The 22,044-nt window shown below is 59.4% G+C and carries 23 protein-coding genes; 18 read left to right on the top strand and 5 right to left on the bottom strand.

Annotated features, from left to right (window positions below; all coding sequences use genetic code 11):
* Nucleotides 1-21 precede the first annotated feature (21 nt).
* From RTN40_RS17180 to RTN40_RS17130, 11 genes are all read left to right on the top strand, one after another.
* Nucleotides 22-1,029 carry a glycine betaine ABC transporter substrate-binding protein gene (locus RTN40_RS17180; RefSeq protein ID WP_312229526.1) on the top strand — a complete coding sequence of 336 codons (1,008 nt, stop codon included), beginning with the start codon at nt 22-24 and terminating at the stop codon, nt 1,027-1,029.
* On the top strand, nt 1,026-1,796 hold the full coding sequence (locus RTN40_RS17175) for an ABC transporter permease (protein ID WP_312229525.1): 771 nt from the start codon (nt 1,026-1,028) through the stop codon (nt 1,794-1,796). The genes RTN40_RS17180 and RTN40_RS17175 overlap by 4 nt, the downstream gene beginning before the upstream one ends.
* Nucleotides 1,796-2,572: an ABC transporter ATP-binding protein gene (locus RTN40_RS17170; RefSeq protein ID WP_312229524.1), complete on the top strand. Its 777-nt coding sequence runs from the start codon at nt 1,796-1,798 to the stop codon at nt 2,570-2,572. Before RTN40_RS17175 ends, RTN40_RS17170 begins: the two co-directional genes overlap by 1 nt.
* Before the next feature lie 60 nt (nt 2,573-2,632).
* Nucleotides 2,633-3,877 (top strand): M20 family metallopeptidase, encoded by a 1,245-nt coding sequence (locus tag RTN40_RS17165; RefSeq protein WP_312229523.1) that lies wholly within the window; start codon nt 2,633-2,635, stop codon nt 3,875-3,877.
* A complete protein-coding gene (locus RTN40_RS17160) occupies nt 3,874-5,436 on the top strand; it encodes an ABC transporter substrate-binding protein (protein WP_312229522.1) in 1,563 nt (520 codons plus the stop codon). Before RTN40_RS17165 ends, RTN40_RS17160 begins: the two co-directional genes overlap by 4 nt.
* Nucleotides 5,437-5,451: 15 nt before the next feature.
* The gene (locus RTN40_RS17155) at nt 5,452-6,411 is read left to right on the top strand and encodes an ABC transporter permease (protein WP_312229521.1); all 960 of its coding nucleotides are present in this window, start codon (nt 5,452-5,454) and stop codon (nt 6,409-6,411) included.
* Entirely contained in the window at nt 6,408-7,259 is an 852-nt protein-coding gene (locus RTN40_RS17150; protein WP_312229520.1) for an ABC transporter permease, read from the top strand. The genes RTN40_RS17155 and RTN40_RS17150 overlap by 4 nt, the downstream gene beginning before the upstream one ends.
* A complete protein-coding gene (locus RTN40_RS17145) occupies nt 7,252-8,247 on the top strand; it encodes an ABC transporter ATP-binding protein (RefSeq protein WP_312229519.1) in 996 nt (331 codons plus the stop codon). Before RTN40_RS17150 ends, RTN40_RS17145 begins: the two co-directional genes overlap by 8 nt.
* Nucleotides 8,244-9,050: an ATP-binding cassette domain-containing protein gene (locus RTN40_RS17140; RefSeq protein WP_312229518.1), complete on the top strand. Its 807-nt coding sequence runs from the start codon at nt 8,244-8,246 to the stop codon at nt 9,048-9,050. The genes RTN40_RS17145 and RTN40_RS17140 overlap by 4 nt, the downstream gene beginning before the upstream one ends.
* 85 nt (nt 9,051-9,135) lie before the next feature.
* Nucleotides 9,136-9,858 carry a 23S rRNA (guanosine(2251)-2'-O)-methyltransferase RlmB gene (gene rlmB / locus RTN40_RS17135; RefSeq protein WP_268109384.1) on the top strand — a complete coding sequence of 241 codons (723 nt, stop codon included), beginning with the start codon at nt 9,136-9,138 and terminating at the stop codon, nt 9,856-9,858.
* 113 nt (nt 9,859-9,971) lie between these two features.
* Entirely contained in the window at nt 9,972-11,606 is a 1,635-nt protein-coding gene (locus RTN40_RS17130; protein ID WP_312229517.1) for an isovaleryl-CoA dehydrogenase, read from the top strand.
* Here the strand turns inward: RTN40_RS17130 and RTN40_RS17125 are convergent.
* The 3 genes from RTN40_RS17125 to bsmA all read right to left on the bottom strand — a co-directional run bounded on the left by RTN40_RS17125 (nt 11,603) and on the right by bsmA (nt 14,426).
* A complete protein-coding gene (locus RTN40_RS17125; RefSeq protein ID WP_312229516.1) occupies nt 11,603-13,528 on the bottom strand; it encodes a Cache 3/Cache 2 fusion domain-containing protein in 1,926 nt (641 codons plus the stop codon). The two genes, RTN40_RS17130 and RTN40_RS17125, sit on opposite strands and share 4 nt — an antisense overlap.
* A gap of 186 nt (nt 13,529-13,714) precedes the next feature.
* Nucleotides 13,715-13,990: a DUF1471 family protease activator YjfN gene (yjfN, locus tag RTN40_RS17120; protein ID WP_042388511.1), complete on the bottom strand. Its 276-nt coding sequence runs from the start codon at nt 13,988-13,990 to the stop codon at nt 13,715-13,717.
* Between the two features lie 106 nt (nt 13,991-14,096).
* Nucleotides 14,097-14,426: a biofilm peroxide resistance protein BsmA gene (gene bsmA / locus RTN40_RS17115; RefSeq protein ID WP_312229546.1), complete on the bottom strand. Its 330-nt coding sequence runs from the start codon at nt 14,424-14,426 to the stop codon at nt 14,097-14,099.
* Between the two features lie 194 nt (nt 14,427-14,620).
* Between bsmA and yjfP the strand changes: the two genes are divergently transcribed.
* Nucleotides 14,621-15,358: an esterase gene (yjfP, locus tag RTN40_RS17110; RefSeq protein ID WP_312229515.1), complete on the top strand. Its 738-nt coding sequence runs from the start codon at nt 14,621-14,623 to the stop codon at nt 15,356-15,358.
* On the opposite strand, the gene ulaR is transcribed toward yjfP, so the two are convergent.
* Nucleotides 15,355-16,110: an HTH-type transcriptional regulator UlaR gene (gene ulaR / locus RTN40_RS17105; protein WP_312229514.1), complete on the bottom strand. Its 756-nt coding sequence runs from the start codon at nt 16,108-16,110 to the stop codon at nt 15,355-15,357. The genes yjfP and ulaR overlap by 4 nt on opposite strands.
* A gap of 106 nt (nt 16,111-16,216) precedes the next feature.
* Nucleotides 16,217-17,281, bottom strand: coding sequence for an L-ascorbate 6-phosphate lactonase (gene ulaG, locus RTN40_RS17100; protein WP_312229513.1), 1,065 nt, complete (start codon nt 17,279-17,281; stop codon nt 16,217-16,219).
* Nucleotides 17,282-17,634: 353 nt separating this feature from the next.
* Between ulaG and ulaA the strand changes: the two genes are divergently transcribed.
* From ulaA to RTN40_RS17070, 6 genes are read left to right on the top strand one after another with little or no spacing between them, the layout of a single operon-like run.
* Nucleotides 17,635-19,032 carry a PTS ascorbate transporter subunit IIC gene (ulaA, locus tag RTN40_RS17095; RefSeq protein ID WP_312229512.1) on the top strand — a complete coding sequence of 466 codons (1,398 nt, stop codon included), beginning with the start codon at nt 17,635-17,637 and terminating at the stop codon, nt 19,030-19,032.
* 13 nt (nt 19,033-19,045) lie between these two features.
* Nucleotides 19,046-19,357 carry a PTS ascorbate transporter subunit IIB gene (gene ulaB / locus RTN40_RS17090; RefSeq protein WP_312229511.1) on the top strand — a complete coding sequence of 104 codons (312 nt, stop codon included), beginning with the start codon at nt 19,046-19,048 and terminating at the stop codon, nt 19,355-19,357.
* 3 nt (nt 19,358-19,360) lie between these two features.
* A complete protein-coding gene (gene ulaC / locus RTN40_RS17085) occupies nt 19,361-19,828 on the top strand; it encodes a PTS ascorbate transporter subunit IIA (RefSeq protein WP_312229510.1) in 468 nt (155 codons plus the stop codon).
* A gap of 13 nt (nt 19,829-19,841) precedes the next feature.
* Nucleotides 19,842-20,492, top strand: coding sequence for a 3-keto-L-gulonate-6-phosphate decarboxylase UlaD (locus tag RTN40_RS17080; RefSeq protein WP_312229545.1), 651 nt, complete (start codon nt 19,842-19,844; stop codon nt 20,490-20,492).
* Between the two features lie 9 nt (nt 20,493-20,501).
* Nucleotides 20,502-21,368 carry an L-ribulose-5-phosphate 3-epimerase gene (locus tag RTN40_RS17075; protein ID WP_312229509.1) on the top strand — a complete coding sequence of 289 codons (867 nt, stop codon included), beginning with the start codon at nt 20,502-20,504 and terminating at the stop codon, nt 21,366-21,368.
* Nucleotides 21,355-22,041 (top strand): L-ribulose-5-phosphate 4-epimerase, encoded by a 687-nt coding sequence (locus RTN40_RS17070; RefSeq protein ID WP_312229508.1) that lies wholly within the window; start codon nt 21,355-21,357, stop codon nt 22,039-22,041. Before RTN40_RS17075 ends, RTN40_RS17070 begins: the two co-directional genes overlap by 14 nt.
* Nucleotides 22,042-22,044 lie beyond the last annotated feature (3 nt).

Raw genomic sequence — 22,044 nt, 5'->3', positions numbered from 1 at the left:
CTCTCTAACAGGAAAAATAAAATGAAAAAAAGTCTCTGCTTATTACTGGCAGCGGGTAGCTTGTGGACAAATATGACCTGGGCCGCCTCACCGGAGGAGGTGCGTGTCGCCTATAGCGGCGGTTCACAGGTATTAATGCTGGCGAAAGCCGACGGCTCGCTGGATAAAGCGTTAAACAGCAAAGTGAAATGGGTGCAGTTTGCTTCCGGTGCGGATGCGCTGAGCTATTTCGCCAGCAACGCCATCGATATTGCTAATTTTGGATCCAGTCCGGCTACCGCGGGCGTGGTGCGTAAATTACCCGTAGAGATTATTGGCGTCTCCGGCGTGATTGCCAGCTACGAGCGCCTAATTGGCAAAGACGGCATTACTAATATTAAGGATATCGAAGGGAAACGCGTGGCCTATCCGCCAAACTCTACCGCGCAGTACGCGCTGGAGGCGGCGATTAGCGTGAATAAACTCGACCGCAGCAAAATTACCCTGCTGCCGCTGCGCCCGGCTGAGATGGTCGCCGCGTGGAAGCGGGGCGATATTGACGCAGGCTACGTCTGGGCACCGTTTGCCCAGGAGCTGGAGTCCTCCGGCGGCCATCAGGTCTTTGCCACCAAGGATCTGCAGAAAGATGGCTACCTGATCTACAACAACTACGTGGTGCGTAAAGCCTTCGCCGAGCAGTATCCAGAAACCGTCAGCGCCTTCCTGCGCGTGCATCAGGAGAAGGTCAACGAGTTCAAGAAGGATCCTGAGCGTGCGGCAGCCATCGTAGCAAAAGAGGTGGGCGCACCGGTAACGACCGCAGCTAACACCCTTGGCGGCCTGGAGTACCCCACCCTGGCCGAGCAGGGCACCGCAGCCTGGCTGGGCAACGGCACCCAGACTACCGACAGCGGGATCGGCAAGGCGCTGAGCAAAACCTCCAGCTTCCTCGCCGGCATTGGCGAGATCCGCAAGCGTGATATCCCGGCCAACTGGGATACGGCAATCAACTCTGAGTACATTCGTAAAGCGGCGGTAGCAACGCAATGAGATTGAGTCAGCACATCGCCATCAGCGTTGCATCGGTGGCGATCTTTTTTGTGATTTGGCAGGTGGCGGCCACCCGGCAGTGGGTGGATCCGCTTCTGCTGCCGTCGTTAACCGATATCGGTTTAACCACGGAAGAGCTGCTGGCGGACGGCTACCGTCAGGTGCCGCTCTGGGAGCACGTGATGGTGAGCCTGGCCAGGGCGCTGAGCGCCTTCGCCGTGGCGATTGTGATTGGTATCCCGCTCGGGCTGCTGATGGGTCTCTCCAACGGCCTGTCGGCGGTGCTGAACCCCTTCGTTCAGTTCCTGCGCCCGCTGCCGAAGATTGCCCTGATCCCGCTGGCGGTGGTATGGCTTGGCATCGGTGAAGCCTCAAAGTTCTTCCTGATCTTCATCGCTACCTTCCTGAGCGTGGTGGTGGGGGCCAGCGCGGCGGTTGAGCGCATCGGCCGGTCACGCATCCGCGTCGCCCAGACGCTGGGCGCAACTAAGAGGCAGATCTTTCTGCGCGTGGTGCTGCCGGACGCGCTACCGGAGCTGTTTACCACCGTCAGGCTGTCGATTGGCATCGGCTGGACCTCGCTCATCGCGGCGGAGATGGTGGCCGCCAGCTCAGGTCTCGGCTGGATGGTGATCAACGCCAGCTCCTACCTGCGCACCGATATTGTGATGCTGGGCATTCTGTTGCTCGGCGGGATTGGCTATCTGCTGGATCTCCTTCTTTTAGGCCTGCAACGCCTGTTTGTGCCTTGGGCGGGGAAAGAATAATGGCTGTACAGATTGCGCTGGAGAACGTCTCTCTCCAGTTTGCGGCAAAACCGCACCCTTTTACCGTACTGGACGATATCTCCCTTGCCCTGCAGAAGGGGGAGTTTGTGGTGCTGCTGGGGCCGTCGGGCTGCGGCAAATCCACCATCCTTAACCTGGTGGCAGGCTTTAACCAGCCCGACAGCGGGCGCGTGCTCTGTGGCGGGGAACCGGTGCGCCAGCCCGGCCCGTCGCGGGGAATGATCTTCCAGCAACCGAACCTGTTTCCGTGGCTGTCGGTGCTGGATAACGTCACCTTTGGCCCGCGCCTTAATAAGCATAACCGCGACGAGGTCAACGCTCAGGCGCGGGAGTGGCTGGCACGCGTTGGACTAAGGGGGTTCGAGAACCACGCTCCCTGGCAGCTCTCCGGCGGTATGAAGCAGCGCGTGGCGCTGGCTCGCGCCTGGCTGCCCGGCCCAGAAGTGCTGCTGCTCGACGAGCCGTTTGGTGCACTTGATGCCCAGACGCGCCTGATGATGCAGGAGCTGCTGCGCAACGCCTGGCTGGCTACCGAGACCACGCTGCTCTTCGTCACCCACGATGTGGAGGAGGCGCTCTTCCTCGCCGACCGCATCCTGATCATGTCGGCCAAGCCGGGGAAAATCGTCGAAGAGGTAACCCTGCCGTTTGGCCGCGAGCGCGATATTGAAAATCTGGCGGCACACCCGCTGTATGGCGAGATCAAGCAGCACGTTCTGCACCGCGTCCGCCAGGAGGCAAAGCGCCATTTTTAGTTAATCCGTGGTTCCCGGTGTCGGGAATGAATCGACTGTCATCAACACAAGGTGGAAGCAATGAGCATTAGCGAATTAAAAACCCGGCTGGAACAGAGTATTCACCAACACCGCGACGAATATATTGCGATCTCGAAAGATATTCATGCCCACCCGGAGACCGGGAACAACGAGTACTATGCTAACGGCCTGCTGACGACGCTGCTGGCGAAAAATGGTTTCGATGTCACCTCGAACGTGGCCGGACACGAAACGGCATTCTACGCGGTGAAAGAGAGCGGCAAACCAGGCCCGACTATTGCCTACCTGGCGGAGTACGATGCCCTGATCGATATCGGCCATGCCTGCGGGCATAACATTATTGGCGTGACCAGCATCGCCGCAGCTATCGCCCTGAGCGAAACTCTTGATCAGACCGGCGGGAAAGTAGTGGTGCTAGGCACCCCTGCCGAAGAGGGCGGCCTGCGCGGCAAGGGTGGGCCAAACGGCAACGTCAAGGCCCGCTTCGTTGAGCACGGTTTCCTGAAGGATGTTGATGCGGCGATGATGGTCCATCCCGGTGGCAAAACGCAGCTGACCGGACCGTTCTTAGCCAACAACCACCTCTATTTCCACTTCTACGGCAAGCCTTCCCATGCGGGCAGCTCGCCGCACAAAGGGGTTAACGCGCTGGATGCGCTGGTGCTGCTCTATAACGGCATCAGCGTGCTGCGTCAGCAGCTGCCTGATGGTGTCCGCGTGCACGGCATCATCACTAACGGCGGCCAGGCCCCGAACGTGATCCCAGAGTACGCCTCCGCGCACTACTACATCCGGGCTGAAACCCGCGAGGCGGTAGAAGCCCTGGAGCCACGCCTCCGCGCCATTGCGGAGGGCGTTGCCATCGCTACCGGCACCACGGTAAGAATCGAGCACCAGGTAGGTCCGCGCGACTTTAATATCAACCACACGCTGAACAACCTCTTCCTCGAAGAGTTTACCGCCGTGGGTGAGCAGGTCGATCTGCGGCAGAAAGAGGGCAAAGGCTCCACCGACGTAGGCGATATCAGCCACGCCGTGCCTACTGCACACCCGTCGATCAAGATTGGCCCGGACGATCTGATCGGTCACACCGTCGCCTTCCGCGAAGCAGCCAATTCCGAGCAGGGCTACGAAGCGCTGGTCACCGGCGCGCTGGTGCTGGCTAACGCGGGTCTGCGCCTGCTGACCGAGCCGACGCTGTTGCAAGAGGCAAAAAATGAGTTCGCCGGACGTAAAACTACCCCACACGCTGACAGAACCCTGACCGGAGCCGCCGCTGAATGAAAAAAGTGTTCTCTGCCGCCGCACTATTGCTGGCGGCCTCTTTACCCTGGGGAAGCGCGCTGGCTGAAGCCGTGAACCGCAGCGCCACGCTGAATATCGCCTATGGCAACCGGCCCGGTACGCTGGATCCTTACTTAACCACCAACAACGCCACCTCGGATGTGGATCGCCACATCTTTGAGGAGCTGTTTACCATCAACGATAAGTTTGAGCCGGTGCCGGACCTGGTGGCGTCGTACACCCTGAGCGACGATCGCAAAACCTACACCTTTGTGCTGCGGGACGGGGTCCGCTTCCATGACGGGCAACCGCTGACGGCAGATGACGTGGTTGCCTCAATGAGCCGCTGGCTGGCGGTCTCCACCCAGGGGAAAGCTAACCTCCCCGGCGCGATCTTTAGCAAGGTCGACGATAAGACCGTGCGCCTCGTCCTTCCCGAGCCGTCGCTAATTACGCTTAACGTGCTGGCCGACGTGAAGAACATCGCGGCGATCATGCCTAAGCGCCTCATCGACGAAGCGAACAGCAGCAAAAAACCGGTCAGCGAGCTGATCGGTACCGGTCCCTATAAGCTGGCGGAGTTTAAGCAGGGCGAGTACCTGCGCCTGACCCGCTACGACGGCTATAGCGCCCGCAGCGAGTCAGCCAGCGGCCTCTCCGGGCAGAAGCAGGCCAACGTGAAGGATATCTGGTTCCGCTACATTACCGATGAGTCAACCCGGCTGGCGGGGGCGATGACCGGTGAGTACGACATCGTCTTTAACCTGCCGAAGGACAATATCGACGCCCTGAGCAGTGCCCCGGACCTCTCCCTGGCCCAGCCGGAGAGCGGCGGATCGCTGATCACCTATCTCTTCAACAAGCAGCAGGGGCCCTTTGCCAACGTTAAGCTGCGCCAGGCATTCAACCTTGCCCTCGACGTTCATCAGACGCTGCTGGCAGGCTACAGCGATCCGCGCTTCTTCAAGGAGGATCCCTCCCTGGGCTTCCCTAACCAGGTCGACTGGTACAGCGACGCGGGTAAGCCGTTCTGGAACCAGCATAAGCTCGACGAAGCTCGCCAGCTGGTGAAGGATTCCGGCTATAACGGCGAAGAGGTGGTGATTATCGCCACCAAAGAGTATGCCGAGCTGTACAATCTGGCGATTGTCGCCCAGCAGGTGCTCAAGCAGATTGGCGTTAAGTCGCGCCTCGACGTCTACGACTGGCCGACCGTACTGCAGCGCCGCCAGGATCCGAAAAACTTCGATCTCTGCGCGCTGGAGTTCTCGATGCGTCAGGTGCTGCACCAGTATCCGTTCCTCGACTCGCGGGCCAAATTCCCGGGGCTGAGCAACAGCCCGGAGATTGACGGCGTGCTGGATGCGATCAAGCAGGCCCCGTCACTGAAAGAGGCCAGGCCGTTAGTGGACAAGCTCAACGTGCTGAGCTGGCAGTATCTGCCGGTAATTGTGCTGGGTCATACCACCCCGGAGCCGATTGCCATCAAGAAAAACGTTAAGGGGTATCACGACCTGATTGGTCCGGTACTGTGGAACGTCACCGTCAGCCAGCCCTGAATGGAGTAACAGCCGATGAAGTGGTTTCTGTTTCACCGGATCATGGCGCTGCTGCCGGTGCTGTTTGTCGTCTCGCTGGTGGTCTTCTGCCTGGTGCACCTCGCGCCGGGCGATCCGGTGATGGTGATCCTTGGCAACGACGCCAGCCCGCAGGATATCGCCGCCCTGCGCCAGCAGATGGGTCTCGACAGGCCGCTGCTGGTGCAGTTTGTTCGTTGGTTCGGCGCGGTGCTCTCTGGCGATCTGGGCCACTCGCTGTTTCTCAACGCCAGCGTTAGCGGGCTGTTTTTGCAGCATCTGGCCCCGACGCTGGCGCTGGCTCTCTATGCCCAGGCCATTGCGCTGGTGCTCGGCCTGGCGAGCGGAGTCATCAGCGCCTGGCAGCACGGACGCTTTGCCGATCGGGCGATCCGCGCCCTGGCGACCTTTGGCATGTCGGTGCCGGGCTTTCTGCTCGGCCTGTTTCTGATCTTCTTTTTCGCCGTGCAGCTGCGCTGGTTTCCGGTGGTGGGCTATCGCTCCACCAATGACGACTGGCTGCAAAACGTCTGGTATCTGACGTTGCCCGCCATCGCGCTGGGGTTTCGCATTGCGGCGCTGATCTCCCGTATGACCCGCGCCGTGATGCTCGACGTGTTGCAGGAGAACTTCATCAACACCGCCCGGGCGAAAGGGGTGCCGGAACGCACGGTGCTGCTGCGCCATACCCTGAAGAACGCCCTGATCCCGATCCTGACCATCTGCGGCGAGTCCTTCGCCTCGCTGGTGACCGGGACCATCGTTATTGAGAGCGTGTTTGGTATTCCCGGCGTCGGCTCGCTGATCGTCGACTCCATTGAGCGGCGTGACTTCACCGTGATCCAGGGCGTCGTGCTGCTGATCACCGTCTGCTATGTGCTGATTAACCTGGCGGTGGACGTGCTGAGCTATGTGGTCGATCCGCGTCTGTCCGTCGAGGGAGGGGAAAGCTCATGAAGAATCGTAAGCTGCTGCTGTGGTGCGGCGTGCTGGCCGCTATTGTGCTGCTCTCGTTCTGCGGCAGCCTGTTTAGCCCGTGGGATGCCTACAGCATCGATCCCCTGAGCCGCCTGAAAGCGCCCAGCGCTGCGCACTGGTTCGGTACGGATAACTTTGGCCGGGATCTCTTCGTGCGTGTGGCGCTGGCGGTGCGCGTCTCGCTGAGCGTCGGCGCGGCGGTGGCGCTGATTGCCGGGGCTGTCGGCATGGTTATCGGTCTGCTATGCGCCTGGTACCGGCCGCTGGACCGTATCCTGATGCGCGTCTGCGACGGCCTGTTTGCTTTCCCGTCGCTGCTGCTGGCGATTGCCATCGTCGGCGTGCTTGGTCCCAACGTGGCGAACGTGGTGCTGGCCCTGTCGCTGGTCTACGTCCCGTCCATCGCCCGCGTGATCCGCGGCGCGGCAATGGTGGTGAAAGAGAAAAACTTTATCGAAGCGCTGCGCGCCCAGGGGGCGACGTCGGGGCGCATCGTCTGGCTGCATCTGCTGCCCAACGTCATCTCCCCGCTGATTGTGCAGGTGACGTGGGTCTTTTCGGTGGCCATCCTGACCGAGGCGGCGCTGAGCTTTCTCGGCTCCGGCGTGCCTGCCCCGACGCCGAGCCTCGGCAACCTGCTGCTGGAGGGCAAAGCGGTGATCTTCACGGCATGGTGGATGACCTTCTTCCCGGGCATCGCCATCGTGCTACTGATTCTGGCCCTGAATATTGTGGGTGACGATCTGCGCGACAGCGCCGAGCCGGGCCTCAGGCCGCTGCCCGGGCGCGTGCTGCGCCTGCTGAAAAAGGGGGAGCAGCATGGTTAAACCACCGCCATTGCTTAGCGTGAATAATCTGCGGGTCAACTTTGCCACGCCGCAGGGCGTGGTCTCCCCGGTGCGCGGGGTCTCCTTTACGCTTCATCAGCAGGAGACGCTGGGCATTATCGGCGAGTCCGGCTGCGGTAAAAGCGTGACCGCCCAGGCGCTGATGGGGCTGCTCTCTCCGCGCACCAGCCGCACCGACGGCGAGGTGAGCCTCAACGGCGCGCGGCTGGACACGCTCTCAGCGAGGGCGAAACGCCAGCGCTGCGGCCGCGACATGGCGATGATCTTTCAGGATCCGCTCTCCAGCCTGAACCCGGTATTTACCATTGGTTTTCAAATCGACGAAAGCCTGAAGCTTCACACGTCACTGGATCGTTCCGCGCGGCGCGAGAAGATCCTTAGCCTGCTGGCACAGGTGGGGATCGCCGATCCGGCGCGCTGCGCGAACGCCTATCCCCACGAGCTGTCCGGCGGCATGCGCCAGCGGGTGATGATCGCCATTGCTATCTCCAGCGCGCCCTCGCTGCTGATTGCCGATGAGCCGACCACTGCCCTCGATGCCACTATCCAGGCGCAAATTCTGCGTCTGCTGGAGGAGATCAAGCAGCAGTCGGCGATGGGGATCGTGATTATCACCCACGATCTCAGCGTTGTGGCACAGCTGTGCCAGCGGGTGGTGGTGCTCTACGCCGGACAGGTAGTGGAGGAGTGCGACGTCAGCACGCTGTTCCATCGACCGCGTCACCCCTATACCCAGGCGCTGCTGGCCGCGCGACCGTCGCAGGATCGCGCCCCGAAAACCCGGCTGGCGGAGATCCGCGGCAGCGTGCCGCCCCTTAACGCCCTGCCGGTGGGCTGTACCTTTGCCGATCGCTGCCCGCTGGCGACAGAGACCTGCCGCAGCCAGCCGCCCGCGCTGCGCGCTATCGACAGCCGCACGCATCAGGTGCGCTGCTGGCGGGCAGAAGAGACAGGAGTCAATCCATGAATCAGCCACTGTTAACCGTAGCGCATCTGTCGAAAACCTTTTCCCGTCGCGGGCACACCGTCCAGGCGGTGCAGGACGTAAGCTTTACCCTCAACGCCGGAGAGACCTACGCCCTGGTGGGTGAGTCCGGCAGCGGTAAAAGCACCACCGGACGCGCGATTCTGGGCTTAACCCCGGCCTCCGGCGGGCGGGTAGAGTTTGCCGGGCATTCGCTGCGCGATCTTAACCCCCGCCAGTGGCGGGAGATGCGCAGATCGATCCAGATGATTTTTCAGGATCCGCTCTCGACGCTGGATCCCAAACGCACGGTGGGCTACTCCATTGAGGAGCCGCTGATCATTCACGGAGAGAAGGATGCGGCGCTGCGCAAAAAGGCGGTCGCCACTATGCTGGTGCAGGTGGGATTGAGGGCGCATGACGCCGGGCGCTATCCCCATGAGTTTTCTGGCGGCCAGCGCCAGCGCATCGGCATTGCCCGGGCGCTGATCCTGCGGCCAAAGCTGATTATCTGCGACGAGCCGGTATCGGCTCTGGATGTCTCTATTCAGTCGCAGATCCTCAACCTGCTGATGGATCTGCAACGCGAGTATGGCCTGGCCTACCTGTTTATCTCTCACGATCTCAACGTCGTGCGCCACATTGCCGATCGGGTGGGTGTGATGTACCAGGGGCGGATCGTGGAGGAGGGACCGTGTCTGGATCTCTTCGCCCGCCCGCAGCACGAGTATACCCGCTACCTGCTGGACGCCATTCTGCCCGCCCATCCGCCGGAAAAGAGTGCGTTGGTGAAGATGAGGGCGTAACGGGAAGGGACGCTGGGGGGCGTCGTGGGGTATAATGGGCCGGACAGACCCTTTTAACCTCGACCGAGTACCCTTCATGAGTGAAATGATTTATGGCATCCACGCGGTGCAGGCACTGCTGGAACGCGCCCCGGAGCGTTTTCAGGACGTTTATATTCTGAAAGGACGTGAAGATAAACGTCTGATGCCGCTGATCCATGCCCTGGAAGCCCAGGGCGTGACTATCCAGGTGGCGAGCCGCCAGTTTATGGATGAAAAAAGCGAAGGCGCGGTGCACCAGGGGATCATTGCACGGGTGAAACCGGGACGTCAGTATCAGGAGAACGATCTGCCGGATCTGATCGCCAGCCTCGATCGTCCTTTCTTCCTGATCCTCGACGGCGTGACCGATCCGCATAACCTTGGGGCCTGCCTGCGCAGCGCCGACGCCGCTGGCGTCCATGCGGTGATCGTCCCGAAAGACCGCTCGGCCCAGCTGAACGCCACCGCGAAAAAAGTCGCCAGCGGCGCAGCAGAGAACGTGCCGCTGATCCGCGTGACCAACCTGGCGCGTACCATGCGTCTGTTACAGGAAGAGAACATCTGGATCGTCGGCACGGCGGGCGAGGCGGATCACACCCTGTTCCAGAGCAAAATGACCGGTCCGATGGCGCTGGTGATGGGCGCAGAGGGCGAAGGCATGCGCCGCCTGACCCGCGAGCACTGTGATGAGCTGATCAGCATCCCGATGGCGGGCAGCGTCTCCTCTCTGAACGTCTCCGTCGCAACGGGTATCTGCCTGTTCGAAGCGGTTCGCCAGCGCGGTTAAGCTTCACTGTTACTTAACCACCCCATGGGGTGGTTTTTTGTGACCCCGGCTGCGGTCGAAAATTTCTCTCTGTGCATACTGAGTGGCACTGCCATTGAACAGGGGGAGAGAGTATGCGCTGGCAAACCCACACCGTTTTCAATCAGCCTATTCCGCTCAACAACAGCAACCTTTTTCTTTCTGATGCCTCGCTGCGTGACGCCGTTGCCCGGGAAGGGGCCAGCTGGGATGCGGAGCTGCTGGCGAGTATTGGGCAGCAGCTTGGCACGGCGGAGTCGCTGGAGCTGGGTCGGCTGGCGAACGCCAATCCGCCGGAGCTGCTGCGCTACGATCCCACCGGCGAGCGGCTTGACGACGTGCGCTTTCATCCGGCGTGGCATCTGCTGATGCAGGGGCTGTGCGCCAACCGCGTTCACAACCTCGCCTGGGAAGAGGAGGCCCGCGCCGGATCCTTTGTCGCCCGCGCGGCGCGCTTTGTACTCCATGCCCAGGTCGAGGCAGGCACCCTTTGCCCGATCACCATGACCTTTGCCGCCACGCCGCTGCTCCAGCAGGCGCTACCCACGATTTTTCAGGACTGGCTCAAACCACTGCTGAGCGATCGCTACGACGCCCATCTGGTCCCAGGCGGGCAGAAGCGCGGCCTACTGATCGGCATGGGGATGACGGAGAAGCAGGGCGGCTCGGACGTGCTCAGCAACACCACCCGGGCAGAGCCGCTGACGCGTAAAGGCAGCGGTGAGGCCTACCGGCTGGTGGGTCACAAGTGGTTTTTCTCCGTGCCGCAGAGCGATGCCCACCTGGTGCTGGCCCAGGCGAAGGGTGGTCTCTCCTGCTTCTTCGTGCCGCGCTTTCTGCCCGACGGCACGCGCAACGCCCTGCGACTTGAACGCCTGAAAGATAAGCTCGGCAACCGCTCCAACGCCAGCAGCGAAGTGGAGTTTTTAGACGCCACCGGCTGGCTGCTGGGGGAGGAGGGAGACGGCATCCGGCAGATCCTGAAGATGGGCGGTCTGACGCGCCTCGACTGCGCTCTGGGCAGCCACGGCCTGATGCGCCGGGCCTTCTCCGTCGCGCTCTACCATGCTCATCAGCGGCAGGCGTTTGGCAAGCACCTGGTCGATCAGCCCCTGATGCGCGACGTGCTCTCTCGCATGGCGCTGCAGCTAGAGGGGCAGACGGCATTTCTTTTCCGCCTGGCGCGGGCGTGGGAGAGCCGGGAGAGCGTCCAGGAGACGCTGTGGGCGCGCCTGTTTACCCCGGTGGCGAAGTTTGCAGTGTGCAAGGCGGGGATCCCCTTCGTTGCCGAAGCGATGGAGGTGCTAGGCGGCACGGGCTACTGTGAGGATAACGAGCTGCCGCGCCTCTACCGGGAGATGCCGGTTAACAGCATCTGGGAGGGGTCGGGCAATATTATGTGCCTGGACGTCATGCGGGTGCTGGGCAAGCAGCTCGGCGCGATGGAGCTACTGAGCGAAATCTTTGGTGAGGTAAAAGGCCAGGATCGCCATTTCGATCGCGCCTGGCGACGGCTGCAGCAGCGGATGCACCGGCCGCAGGAGGCGCAGGCCCGGGAGATTACCCAGCAGCTCTACCTGCTGGCCGCCGGGTCGCAGATGCTGCGCTATGCGTCACCGCCCATCGCCCAGGCCTGGTGTCAAACCATGCTGGATACCCGCGGCGGCTCGCTGCTTAGCGCTCAGATACAAAACGACCTGCTGCTGCGCGCCACGGGTGGGGTGGGTTAAAGGCGGAACAGGCTGACCAACTGCTTCAGGTGCGCGCCCTTTTCCCGCAGGGTCTGTGCCGTCTCTTCGCTGCGGGATACGCGCTCGGCGTTGACGTGCGTGGCATCACCAATGTGGGTCATCGCCAGGTTCACCTGATTAATCCCTGCCGACTGTTCGCGGGAGGCGTGATTAATCTCTGTCACCAGCTGGTTGATATTGTCCATGTGGTCGATGATCGACGTCATGGCCTGACGCGTCTGCTCAGAGAGAGTGTGCCCTTCGGTGACCTTCTGCAGGGTATCGTCGATCAGCGCTTCAATCTCTTTTACGGCGTTGGCGCTGCGGGCTGCAAGGGCGCGAACTTCCTGGGCTACTACGGCAAAACCCTTACCATGCTCGCCAGCGCGGGCGGCCTCAACGGCTGCGTTAAGGGCGAGAATATTGGTCTGGAAGGCAATGGATTCAATCACCTGGGTAATATCCGCGATGCGCTGGGAGGCGCTGCGGATATCACTCATCGTGGCTACCGCACGTCCCACCGTCTGCCCGCCGCTTTGCACCGCCTGCGAGGTTTCATTTACCAGGTGCTGCGTCTGCTCCATGCTGGCGGCGTTTTGCTGCACGGTAGCGGCAAGCTGCTCCATGCTGGCTGAGGTCTCCTCCACGCTGCTCGCCTGTTTGTTGATCTGATCGCTGATTTCACTGCTGTCTGCCGCCAGCGCGTTGGTGGCGAAGTGAATATCGCCCGCCGCCTCGCGAACCTGCTGCACCATGTTCTGCAGGCCATTGCCGATGCCGTTAATCGCGTGGATCAGCTGGCCCACCTCATCCTGACGCGTCGAGGTCAGAGAGGCGCGCAGATCCCCGGAAGCATAGGTCTGCGCCAGAGCCGTCACCTCGCGCAGCGGGCGCGTCAGCCAGCGGCGGGTGATGATGACAAACAGCGCGGCAAAGAGCAGGGAAACCAGCACCCCGGCAATCAAGAACTGGTTACGCAGACGCGTAACATCCTGCAGCAGCACGGCCTTATCCACTTCACCGACAATCGTCCAGTTCCAGCCGGGCAGTGCTGTCCAGGAGACCAGCATCGTGCGGCCATCCTTACTCTTACGCTCCAGCGTGCCGGAGGCCAGGGTCAACAGCTGCTGTTCAGCCTCTTCACCCCATTGCGGACGCTGCCCTTCTTCGCTGGCGTGGAACAGCCAGGTGCCGTAATTTTTACCGGCGTTGCGGTTCAACACGAAGAAGTGTCCGCTTTCGCCCAGGCGACGCTGGAGGATCTTGTCACGCATGATGTCCCAGGAGCGGGTGATATCGACGCCCACGAACAGAATGGCAATGGTTTTACCGCTGGCGTCCTTCACCGGCTGGTACTGGGTGATGTAGCGTTTGCCAAACAGTTGCGCAAGACCGCGGTAGATATCCCCATGCAGCACGGGAGCCAGCGCCGGGCTGGCGCTGTCCAGCTGGGTACCGATAGCCCGCTCGCCGTTCTCTTTGCGCAGGGAGGTCGCCACGCGTACAAAGCTATCGCCGTTGCGTACAAACAGGGTCGCAATCGACCCGGTGCGCTGGAAGAAGTCGTCCGGGATAGCGTTATTTTCATGCAGCTCCGTCTCGCCGCCTTTTAGCAGGGGAACGGTAAGGCTGTTGATGGTACGGGTTTGCGTGCCGTCGAGGACGATCGGCTGGGGAATAAAGGTGCTGAACTGGCGGGTGTAGCGTTCAACCTCGTCGCTGAGGCTACTGCTAAACATTTCGACCATATCGGCCACACCGGTAGCCTGACTATGCAGATCTTCAATAGCCAGGGCTTCAAGCTGCTGGCTTGCCTTGTGACTCATCAGAGAGGTAAACAGCAGGAAAAGTGCTGCGACGCTGATGCCCGTCAGCAACGAAAGCTTTGTGCCTAACCCAGCACGTTGAATAAGAGCGTTCATAGAGTGTCCGTTGCCCGAGAAGTGTGGCTCGTTCAACGGCAGTTATGCGCTAACATTTAGCAGACATTTGTAACTAAATGTTACTAAAATGTATTGGCACACTCACAATATGGTAATTAAAACGCAACAAAAAGAATAGCCACCGTTTTTAGGGGGCATAGCAGATGTCATCAGCGCCGGATAGTCTCAGGCGTAGAGGATCGCCTGCGCCTGCCAGCTATTGGCGCTCTGTACCTCATCCATTTTAATGATGCGATACCAGGAGGCACCCTGTTCGTCGGCTTTCAGGGCAATGGCTCGCTCTACGTCCTGTACGCTGCCAGAGACGTTGCTCACAGAAATAAGGCCAATCTCATTCAGGCCAGTCACGCAATCGGCGCTGGCAAACTCTGCAGACTGTGCGGTGGTGCTCACCAGACCGACGGAGAGCAGCAGTGACGTTAAAGCAAGAGATCGTTTCATAAATCCGCTCCTTTTACCTATTCCTGACCGACCCTGAATGATTTTAAGCGGGAAAAAGTCTACGGACGCAAAGCAGTGTAAATATCCTTTAAAAAACAATGCGCCATTACTGACGATACAAAATAGCCTGTCCATATCGCTGGCCAGGAACGATCGTCTCGTCATCCAGAAGGATGAGATAGTAGTCAGCCTTTGCCGCCGCCGCTTTGTCTTTGATCTCTGACTCGACGTCCATTGGCGAGCCACGCACCATCACGCTAATGGTTTCCATCTTCTGCAGACCCGACGTCTGGTTGCGGCTGATCTCCTGCGGCTGGTCACTGACCGGTGGCGCGGGATGCGGCGTACCCTGCAGCATGCTACAACCGCTAAGGATCAGCGCCAGAAAAAGAGGTGTGATTCGATGCATCGCTTTTTCTCGTTTGTCGATAGCCATTTTCCTGATAGCCATAGTGTAGTGCCTCTATTAATAACCTTATGGAGAATGTTCCCATTTTGTTAGCTCTCGCGTTATTTTCAGCTGTAAATAATGCGAAAGCGTAATGTACTTCTCACTGTTTTATTATACGCGCGGCGGCTTGCGTAGAGCATGAGGACGTGGCATACCAAAGACTTTATCAGGAGAGAGCCATGATTGAACTTGAAACGCGCCAGCTGGCAGGCAGTGAGATCCTGCACGCGACGCCTGCGGGAAAGCTTGCCGTACCTCTACCTACCGTGGTCTTTTATCACGGCTTTGGTTCCTCAAAGCTGGTCTACAGCTACTTCGCCGTGGCGCTGGCGCAGGTGGGGTTTCGGGTAGTGATGCCCGACGCCCGCGACCACGGGGCGCGCTTTAACGGTGATGAGCAGGCGCGGCTGGGCCAGTTCTGGCAGATCTTACAGAGCAACTTCCATGAATTTCCGACGCTGCGGGATGCGCTGGTGGACGAGGGCTGGGTTGCAGAGGGGCGTCTGGCAGTAGGCGGCGCGTCGATGGGCGGTATGACGGCGCTTGGCCTGATGACGCATCACCCGGAGCTGGTCTGCGTCGCTAGCCTGATGGGATCGGGCTACTTTACCTCGCTCGCCCGCACGCTGTTCCCGCCGCAAGCAGAGACGGCCGACGAGCTTAACGGCATTATCGCGCCGTTGGTGGAGTGGGACGTAGAAGGGCATCTGGCCCAGCTTGCTTCCCGCCCGCTGCTGCTGTGGCACGGTGAAGAGGATGACGTGGTACCCGCTGAGGAATCGCGCCGCCTGCACCGGGCGCTACAGGATGCAGATCGGGATCGGCATCTCACCTGCCGCTGGGAGGCGGGGGTCCGCCATCGCATCACCCCGGCGGCGTTGGAGGCAGCGGTAGATTTTTTCAGAGCGCATCTTTAAACGCACATTACCTTCACGCCCTGGGCCTCAAGCTGCTTAACCACCTCTGGGCTGGCCTGCTTGCCGGTGATGACAATATCGATCTGGTCAGCGCGGCTAAAGAGCATTCCGGCGCGCTCGCCGATCTTACTGCTGTCCACCAGCACCACCAGCTTGCCAACAACGTTAAGCATCTTCTGCTCGGCCATTGCCGTTAGCATGTCGGTTTTATAGAGACCGTCGGCGGTCAGGCCGATGCCGCTGGTAAACATCCAGTGTCCGGCATAGAGGCTGTTTTCGCTGCCCTGCGGGCTAAGCGTAATGGACTGACTCTTGTTGTACTGCCCGCCCATAATCACCACGCTCTCGTGCTCCTGCTCGATCAGGTAGTTCGCCAGCGGCAGATAGTTAGTAATGATCTGCACCGGCCTGCCGCACATCTCCCGCCCCAGCAAAAACGCCGTGGAGCCGCAGTTGATCACCACGCTTTCGCCCGCGTTAACCAGCAGCGCGGCCGCTTTGGCAATACGCACCTTCTCATCCAGATGCTGCGCCTGGTGAATATTCATCGGCGACCAGCGTGGCCGCTGTTGGCTGATAGCTTCTGCACCGTTGCGCACCTTTTTCAGCCTGCCGCTCTCGTCAAGCTTGGTGATGTCGCGACGTGCCGTAGCTGGAGAGACGCCAAGCCGATCGATAACCTGCTCAACGGTCACAAAACCAGTCTGTGCTAGCTGATCGAGTAAAATTTGGTGTCGTTGCGCTTCTGTCATGAGCTATTCCGATTAAACATGATTCTTTACGATACTATTTGAAATAGCCGTGGATTACTAAGCTTTGAGTTAAAAAGTGCCGGGCGTGGCCGGCACTCTCTGCATGTTACAGGAAAGATTTAAACGGTAGGTCCGGCTCACAGGTAAAGCAGTCATCAAACCCGCGTGGAAAATGGTATTCCAGATTGTCCTTGTCCAGCGGCCAGGTGAACTTGCCCCCCGGCTGCCAGATAAAGGGCTTAAAGCCGTACTTCAGGCGATCTTTTTTCATCTCCCACAGGACGCGGATCTCCTGCGGATCGGCCTGGAAGTTTGACCAGATATCGTGATGGAAGGGGATCACTACTTTGGTGTTTAGCGCCTCCGCCATGCGCAGGATATCGGCGCTGGTCATCTTATCGGTAATGCCGCGCGGGTTCTCACCGTAGGATCCCAGCGCCACATCTATCTGATGCTCATTGCCGTGCTTCGCATAGTAGTTCGAGTAGTGGGAGTCGCCGCTGTGGTACAGGGAGCCGCCCGGTGTCTTAAACAGGTAGTTTACGGCGCGCAGATCCATTCCGTCTGGCAGCACGCCCGCGGCTTTTTGATCCGCTGGCAGGGTGATGAGCGCCGTGCGGTCGAAAGCGTCCAGGGCATGGATCTCGATATCTTTTACCTTTACTACGTCACCCGGTTTCACCACGATGCAGCGCTCGCGTGGCACGCCCCAGCCGACCCACAGATCGACGCAGGTCTGCGGCCCGATAAAGGGCACATCGCTGGCGCAGTTCTGCATCACGGCGGCGGCGACGTTAACGTCGATATGATCGTTATGATCGTGGGTGGCCAACACAGCGTCGATCTGGCGGATAGCAAAAGGATCGAGCACAAACGGCGTGGTACGCAGGTTGGGCTGCAGTTTTTTCACGCCTGCCATGCGCTGCATCTGGTGGCCGGTTTTCATCAGCGGGTTGCCGTGGCTCTGCTTACCCGTGCCGCACCAGAGATCGATGCAGATGTTGGTGCTCCCTTCGGTTTTGAGCCAGATCCCCGTACAGCCCAGCCACCACATGGCAAAGGTGCCTGGGGCCACACGCTCCTGTGCAATCTCCTCATTCAGCCAGCTTCCCCATTCTGGAAAGGTATTCAGGATCCAGGATTCACGGGTAATGGTTTCCACTTTACTCATCGCGCTACTCCTTACGTGTAGTCATTATAAATCATTTTGTGATTTCTTTTGATTTATGCTGTCACCGTTTTATCAGCAATGCAACGAGAAAATGCGGCTTTAAAAATGCATTAGGGAATGCTGTTATGGACATCACCTTGATTTAAACGCATTGGTATTTATTTAACTATTTGATATTAATATGTATTAATCACATACATATATTACCGTATGTAACGTAGGGAAATAAATTGCGCGGCGCATCACAAATAATCATATTCAATCTTTTTGTGATTATTTTTGATGGGTAGAGTAGTGAGCACATCCCGTGCCGGGCTGCAAAGATCCGGCGCATCCACTCTCTGGAGAGCGTTATGGAGACCCTCTACACCCTCTTTACCGTGTTCTTTAACCAGGTCATGACCAACGCGCCGCTGCTGCTGGGTATTGTGACGTGCCTGGGGTATATCCTGCTGCGTAAAAGCGTGAGCGTTATCGTTAAGGGTACGATCAAAACGATCATTGGTTTTATGCTGCTACAGGCCGGATCCGGGATCCTCACCAGCACCTTTAAGCCGGTCGTGGCTAAAATGTCAGAGGTATACGGCATCAACGGCGCCATCTCTGATACCTATGCCTCAATGATGGCAACCATCGACCGGATGGGGGATGCCTATAGCTGGGTAGGCTATGCGGTGCTGCTGGCGCTGGCGTTGAATATTATTTACGTCCTGTTACGGCGCGTTACCGGCATTCGCACCATCATGCTCACCGGCCACATCATGTTCCAGCAGGCGGGGCTAATCGCGGTGTTCTTCTATATCCTCGGCTATCCGATGTGGACCACCATTATCTGTACCGCTGTGCTGGTGTCGCTCTACTGGGGGATCACCTCCAACATGATGTTCAAGCCTACCCAGGAGGTGACTGAAAATAGCGGCTTCTCAATCGGCCACCAGCAGCAGTTTGCCTCCTGGATTGCTTACAAGCTTGCGCCTTACCTCGGTAAAAAAGAGGAGAGCGTGGAGGAACTAAACCTTCCCGGCTGGCTGAATATCTTTCATGACAATATCGTCTCGACGGCGATTGTGATGACGGTTTTCTTCGGCGCAATCCTTATCTCTTTCGGACTCGATACCGTGCAGGCGATGGCGGGTAAAACTCACTGGACTATCTATATCCTGCAAACCGGCTTCCAGTTCGCGGTAGCCATTTTCATCATCGTACAGGGCGTGCGCATGTTCGTCGCCGAGCTGTCAGAAGCCTTTAACGGCATCTCCCAGCGGCTGATCCCCGGCGCGGTGCTGGCTATCGACTGCGCGGCTATCTATAGCTTTGCCCCTAACGCCGTGGTGTGGGGCTTCATGTGGGGCACGGTGGGCCAGCTGCTGGCGGTGGGTATTCTTATCGCCTGCGGCTCCTCGATCCTCATCATTCCCGGCTTTATTCCCATGTTCTTCTCCAACGCCACCATCGGCGTGTTTGCCAACCACTTCGGCGGCTGGCGCGCCGCGCTCAAGATCTGCCTGGTGATGGGGATGATTGAGATCTTTGGCTGCGTCTGGGCTATCAAGCTCACCGGCATGAGCGCCTGGATGGGGATGGCGGACTGGTCGATTCTGGCCCCGCCGATGATGCAGGGCATGACGCTGGGGCTGTGGTTTATGGGCGTCATCATCCTGATTGCACTGATCTATATGGTCTTCGCCGGACGCACGCTGCGTGCGGAAGAGGACGCGGAAAACGAGCTGGCAGAGCGTTCTGCCCAGTAAAAGGAGTGAAGTTATGACCGTACGTATTCTGGCAGTGTGTGGCTGCGGGCAAGGCAGCTCAATGATTATGAAAATGAAGGTCGATCAGTTCCTCACCCAGCAGGGGATCGCCCATACCGTTAACAGCTGCGCCGTCGGTGAGTATAAGAGCGAGCTGAATGGCGCGGATATCATCATCGCCTCAACCCATGTCGCCAGCGAAATCACGGTGACAGGCAACAAATACGTAGTGGGCGTGCGCAACATGCTCTCGGCGGCCGACTTTGGCCCGAAGCTGCTGGAGGTGATCCAGGCACACTTTCCCCAGGATATGAAGCAAGGATAAGTCATGAAACTACGTGATTCGCTGGCGCAAAACCACTCCATTCGCCTGCAGGCGGAGGCCGGGAGCTGGCAGGAGGCCGTGAAAATTGGCGTCGATCTGCTGGTGGACGCCGACGTGGTGGAGCCGCGCTACTACCAGGCCATTCTCGACGGCGTCGAAAAGTTTGGTCCCTACTTTGTGCTCGCGCCGGGGCTGGCGATGCCTCATGGCCGCCCGGAGGAGGGCGTCAAAAAAACCGGTTTTGCGCTGGTGACGCTTAAGACGCCGCTGGCGTTCAACCATGACGATAACGATCCGGTCGATATCCTCATCACCCTGGCGGCGGTAGATGCCCACACCCATCAGGAGGTCGGCATTATGCAGATCGTTAACCTGTTTGAAGATGAAGCTAACTTTGATCGCCTCCGCGCCTGCCGTAGCGAGCAGGAGGTCCTTGATTTAATTGATAACGCCACTGCGGCGGCTGTTTAAAAGGAAGACGATGATGTCATTACCGATGTTACAGGTTGCACTGGATAACCAGACCCTTGCCGATGCCTACGCCACTACGCGGCTGATCGCCGAAGAGGTGGACATTATTGAGGTGGGGACCATCCTCTGCGTAGGGGAAGGGGTACGCGCGGTGCGCGATCTCAAGGCGCTCTATCCGCATAAAATCGTGCTGGCCGACGCCAAGATTGCCGATGCCGGGAAGATCCTCTCGCGCATGTGCTTTGAGGCCAACGCCGACTGGGTCACCGTGATCTGCTGCGCAGATATCAACACCGCCAAAGGGGCGCTCGACGTCGCCCGGGAGTTTAACGGCGACGTACAAATCGAGCTGACCGGCTTCTGGACGTGGGAACAGGCGCAGGCGTGGCGGGAAGCGGGCATTCAGCAGGTGGTCTACCACCGCAGCCGCGATGCGCAGGCGGCGGGCGTCGCCTGGAGCGAGGCAGATATCAGCGCGATCAAACGTCTGGCGGAGATGGGCTTTAAGGTCACCGTCACCGGTGGGCTGGCACTGGAGGATCTGCCGCTGTTTAAAGGCATTCCGATCCATGTGTTTATCGCCGGTCGTAGCATTCGTGATGCTGCCGATCCGGTGCAGGCCGCGCGGCAGTTTAAACGCTCAATCGCCCAGCTGTGGGGTTAAGGAGCGGCTATGCTGTCGAAAACCGTGCCGCTTGGCATCTATGAAAAAGCGCTCCCCGCCGGGGAGTGCTGGTATGAGCGCCTTAATCTTGCGAAAACGCTGGGGTTTGATTTTGTTGAGATGTCGATCGACGAAACTGACGTCCGGCTGGCCCGGCTTAGCTGGAGCCAAGAGCAGCGTCTGGCGCTGGTAAAAGCGGTTGCTGAAACCGGGGTGCGGGTTCCCTCTATGTGCCTGAGTGCCCACCGTCGCTTTCCGCTGGGCAGTGAAGATGACGCGGTGCGAGCCGAGGGGCTGGAGATCATGCGTCGCGCTATTCAGCTGGCGCAGGACGTCGGCATCCGCGTGATCCAGCTGGCTGGCTATGACGTCTACTATCAGCAGGCCAACGACGAGACGCGCCGCCGTTTCCGTGATGGGCTGAAGGAGAGCGTGGAGATGGCCAGCCGTGCGCAGGTGACGCTGGCGATGGAGATCATGGACTATCCGCTGATGAACTCTATCAGCAAAGCCCTCGGCTATACCCACTACCTGAATAATCCGTGGTTTCAGCTCTATCCCGATATCGGCAACCTTTCTGCGTGGGACAACGACGTGCAGATGGAGCTGCGGGCAGGCAGCGGACATATCGTGGCGGTGCACGTGAAGGATACCCGTCCTGGCGTATTCAAAAACGTTCCTTTTGGCACCGGCGTAGTGGATTTCGAACGCTGCTTCCGCACGCTGAAAGAGAGCGGCTACTGCGGGCCTTACCTGATCGAAATGTGGAGCGAGACGGCGGCCGATCCGCTGCAGGAGGTGGCGAAGGCGCGGGCGTGGGTGTGCGAGCGCATGGCACGGGCCGGACTAGTGGAGGATACCCATGCAGCAGCTTAAACAGCAGGTTTTTGCGGCCAATCTGGATCTGCCCCGCCACGGTCTGGTGACCTTTACCTGGGGCAACGTTAGCGCCATCGACAGGGTACGCGGGCTGGTGGCTATCAAGCCCAGCGGCGTGAGCTATGAGGCGATGACGGTGGACGACATCGTAATAGTGGATATGCAGGGGCAGGTGGTGGAGGGTAAACTGCGGCCCTCTTCCGATACCGCCACCCATCTGGCGCTCTATCGGCGCTATCCCTCCCTCGGTGGCGTGGTGCATACCCACTCAACGCACGCAACCGCCTGGGCGCAGGCCGGGCTGGCTATCCCGGCGCTGGGCACGACCCATGCAGATTACTTCCTCGGCGATATACCCTGCACGCGGGCGCTAACCGAGGAGGAGGTGCAGGGCGAATACGAGCTAAACACCGGTAGGGTCATCATCGAAACGCTGAAGGAGCGCGAGCCGCTGCATACGCCGGGCGTGGTGGTCTACCAGCACGGACCTTTTGCCTGGGGCAAGAATGCGCATGATGCGGTACACAATGCGGTGGTGATGGAAGAGGTGGCGCGAATGGCGTGGATCGCGCGCGGCATCAATCCGGACCTGAAGCCCATTGATGATTACCTCATGGCTAAACACTTTATGCGCAAGCACGGTTCCCACGCCTATTACGGACAGAAGTAAACG

The organism is Pseudescherichia sp. (genome assembly GCF_031987975.1).
Lineage (GTDB): Bacteria > Pseudomonadota > Gammaproteobacteria > Enterobacterales > Enterobacteriaceae > Pseudescherichia.
This window is presented reverse-complemented; position numbering and strand designations above follow the sequence as displayed.

Excerpts from the sequence above, each read along its gene's own strand:
- ulaA (WP_312229512.1), top strand. The coding sequence starts at position 17,635 with ATGGAGACCCTCTACACCCTCTTTACCGTGTTCTTTAACCAGGTCATG.
- yjfN (WP_042388511.1), bottom strand. The coding sequence starts at position 13,990 with ATGAAACGATCTCTTGCTTTAACGTCACTGCTGCTCTCCGTCGGTCTG.
- ulaR (WP_312229514.1), bottom strand. The coding sequence starts at position 16,110 with ATGACAGAAGCGCAACGACACCAAATTTTACTCGATCAGCTAGCACAG.
- RTN40_RS17140 (WP_312229518.1), top strand. The coding sequence starts at position 8,244 with ATGAATCAGCCACTGTTAACCGTAGCGCATCTGTCGAAAACCTTTTCC.
- RTN40_RS17155 (WP_312229521.1), top strand. The coding sequence starts at position 5,452 with ATGAAGTGGTTTCTGTTTCACCGGATCATGGCGCTGCTGCCGGTGCTG.
- bsmA (WP_312229546.1), bottom strand. The coding sequence starts at position 14,426 with ATGGCTATCGACAAACGAGAAAAAGCGATGCATCGAATCACACCTCTT.
- RTN40_RS17150 (WP_312229520.1), top strand. The coding sequence starts at position 6,408 with ATGAAGAATCGTAAGCTGCTGCTGTGGTGCGGCGTGCTGGCCGCTATT.
- RTN40_RS17165 (WP_312229523.1), top strand. The coding sequence starts at position 2,633 with ATGAGCATTAGCGAATTAAAAACCCGGCTGGAACAGAGTATTCACCAA.
- RTN40_RS17130 (WP_312229517.1), top strand. The coding sequence starts at position 9,972 with ATGCGCTGGCAAACCCACACCGTTTTCAATCAGCCTATTCCGCTCAAC.
- RTN40_RS17125 (WP_312229516.1), bottom strand. The coding sequence starts at position 13,528 with ATGAACGCTCTTATTCAACGTGCTGGGTTAGGCACAAAGCTTTCGTTG.
- RTN40_RS17170 (WP_312229524.1), top strand. The coding sequence starts at position 1,796 with ATGGCTGTACAGATTGCGCTGGAGAACGTCTCTCTCCAGTTTGCGGCA.
- yjfP (WP_312229515.1), top strand. The coding sequence starts at position 14,621 with ATGATTGAACTTGAAACGCGCCAGCTGGCAGGCAGTGAGATCCTGCAC.
- rlmB (WP_268109384.1), top strand. The coding sequence starts at position 9,136 with ATGATTTATGGCATCCACGCGGTGCAGGCACTGCTGGAACGCGCCCCG.
- ulaG (WP_312229513.1), bottom strand. The coding sequence starts at position 17,281 with ATGAGTAAAGTGGAAACCATTACCCGTGAATCCTGGATCCTGAATACC.
- RTN40_RS17175 (WP_312229525.1), top strand. The coding sequence starts at position 1,026 with ATGAGATTGAGTCAGCACATCGCCATCAGCGTTGCATCGGTGGCGATC.
- RTN40_RS17070 (WP_312229508.1), top strand. The coding sequence starts at position 21,355 with ATGCAGCAGCTTAAACAGCAGGTTTTTGCGGCCAATCTGGATCTGCCC.
- RTN40_RS17080 (WP_312229545.1), top strand. The coding sequence starts at position 19,842 with ATGTCATTACCGATGTTACAGGTTGCACTGGATAACCAGACCCTTGCC.
- RTN40_RS17160 (WP_312229522.1), top strand. The coding sequence starts at position 3,874 with ATGAAAAAAGTGTTCTCTGCCGCCGCACTATTGCTGGCGGCCTCTTTA.
- RTN40_RS17075 (WP_312229509.1), top strand. The coding sequence starts at position 20,502 with ATGCTGTCGAAAACCGTGCCGCTTGGCATCTATGAAAAAGCGCTCCCC.
- RTN40_RS17145 (WP_312229519.1), top strand. The coding sequence starts at position 7,252 with ATGGTTAAACCACCGCCATTGCTTAGCGTGAATAATCTGCGGGTCAAC.
- RTN40_RS17180 (WP_312229526.1), top strand. The coding sequence starts at position 22 with ATGAAAAAAAGTCTCTGCTTATTACTGGCAGCGGGTAGCTTGTGGACA.
- ulaB (WP_312229511.1), top strand. The coding sequence starts at position 19,046 with ATGACCGTACGTATTCTGGCAGTGTGTGGCTGCGGGCAAGGCAGCTCA.
- ulaC (WP_312229510.1), top strand. The coding sequence starts at position 19,361 with ATGAAACTACGTGATTCGCTGGCGCAAAACCACTCCATTCGCCTGCAG.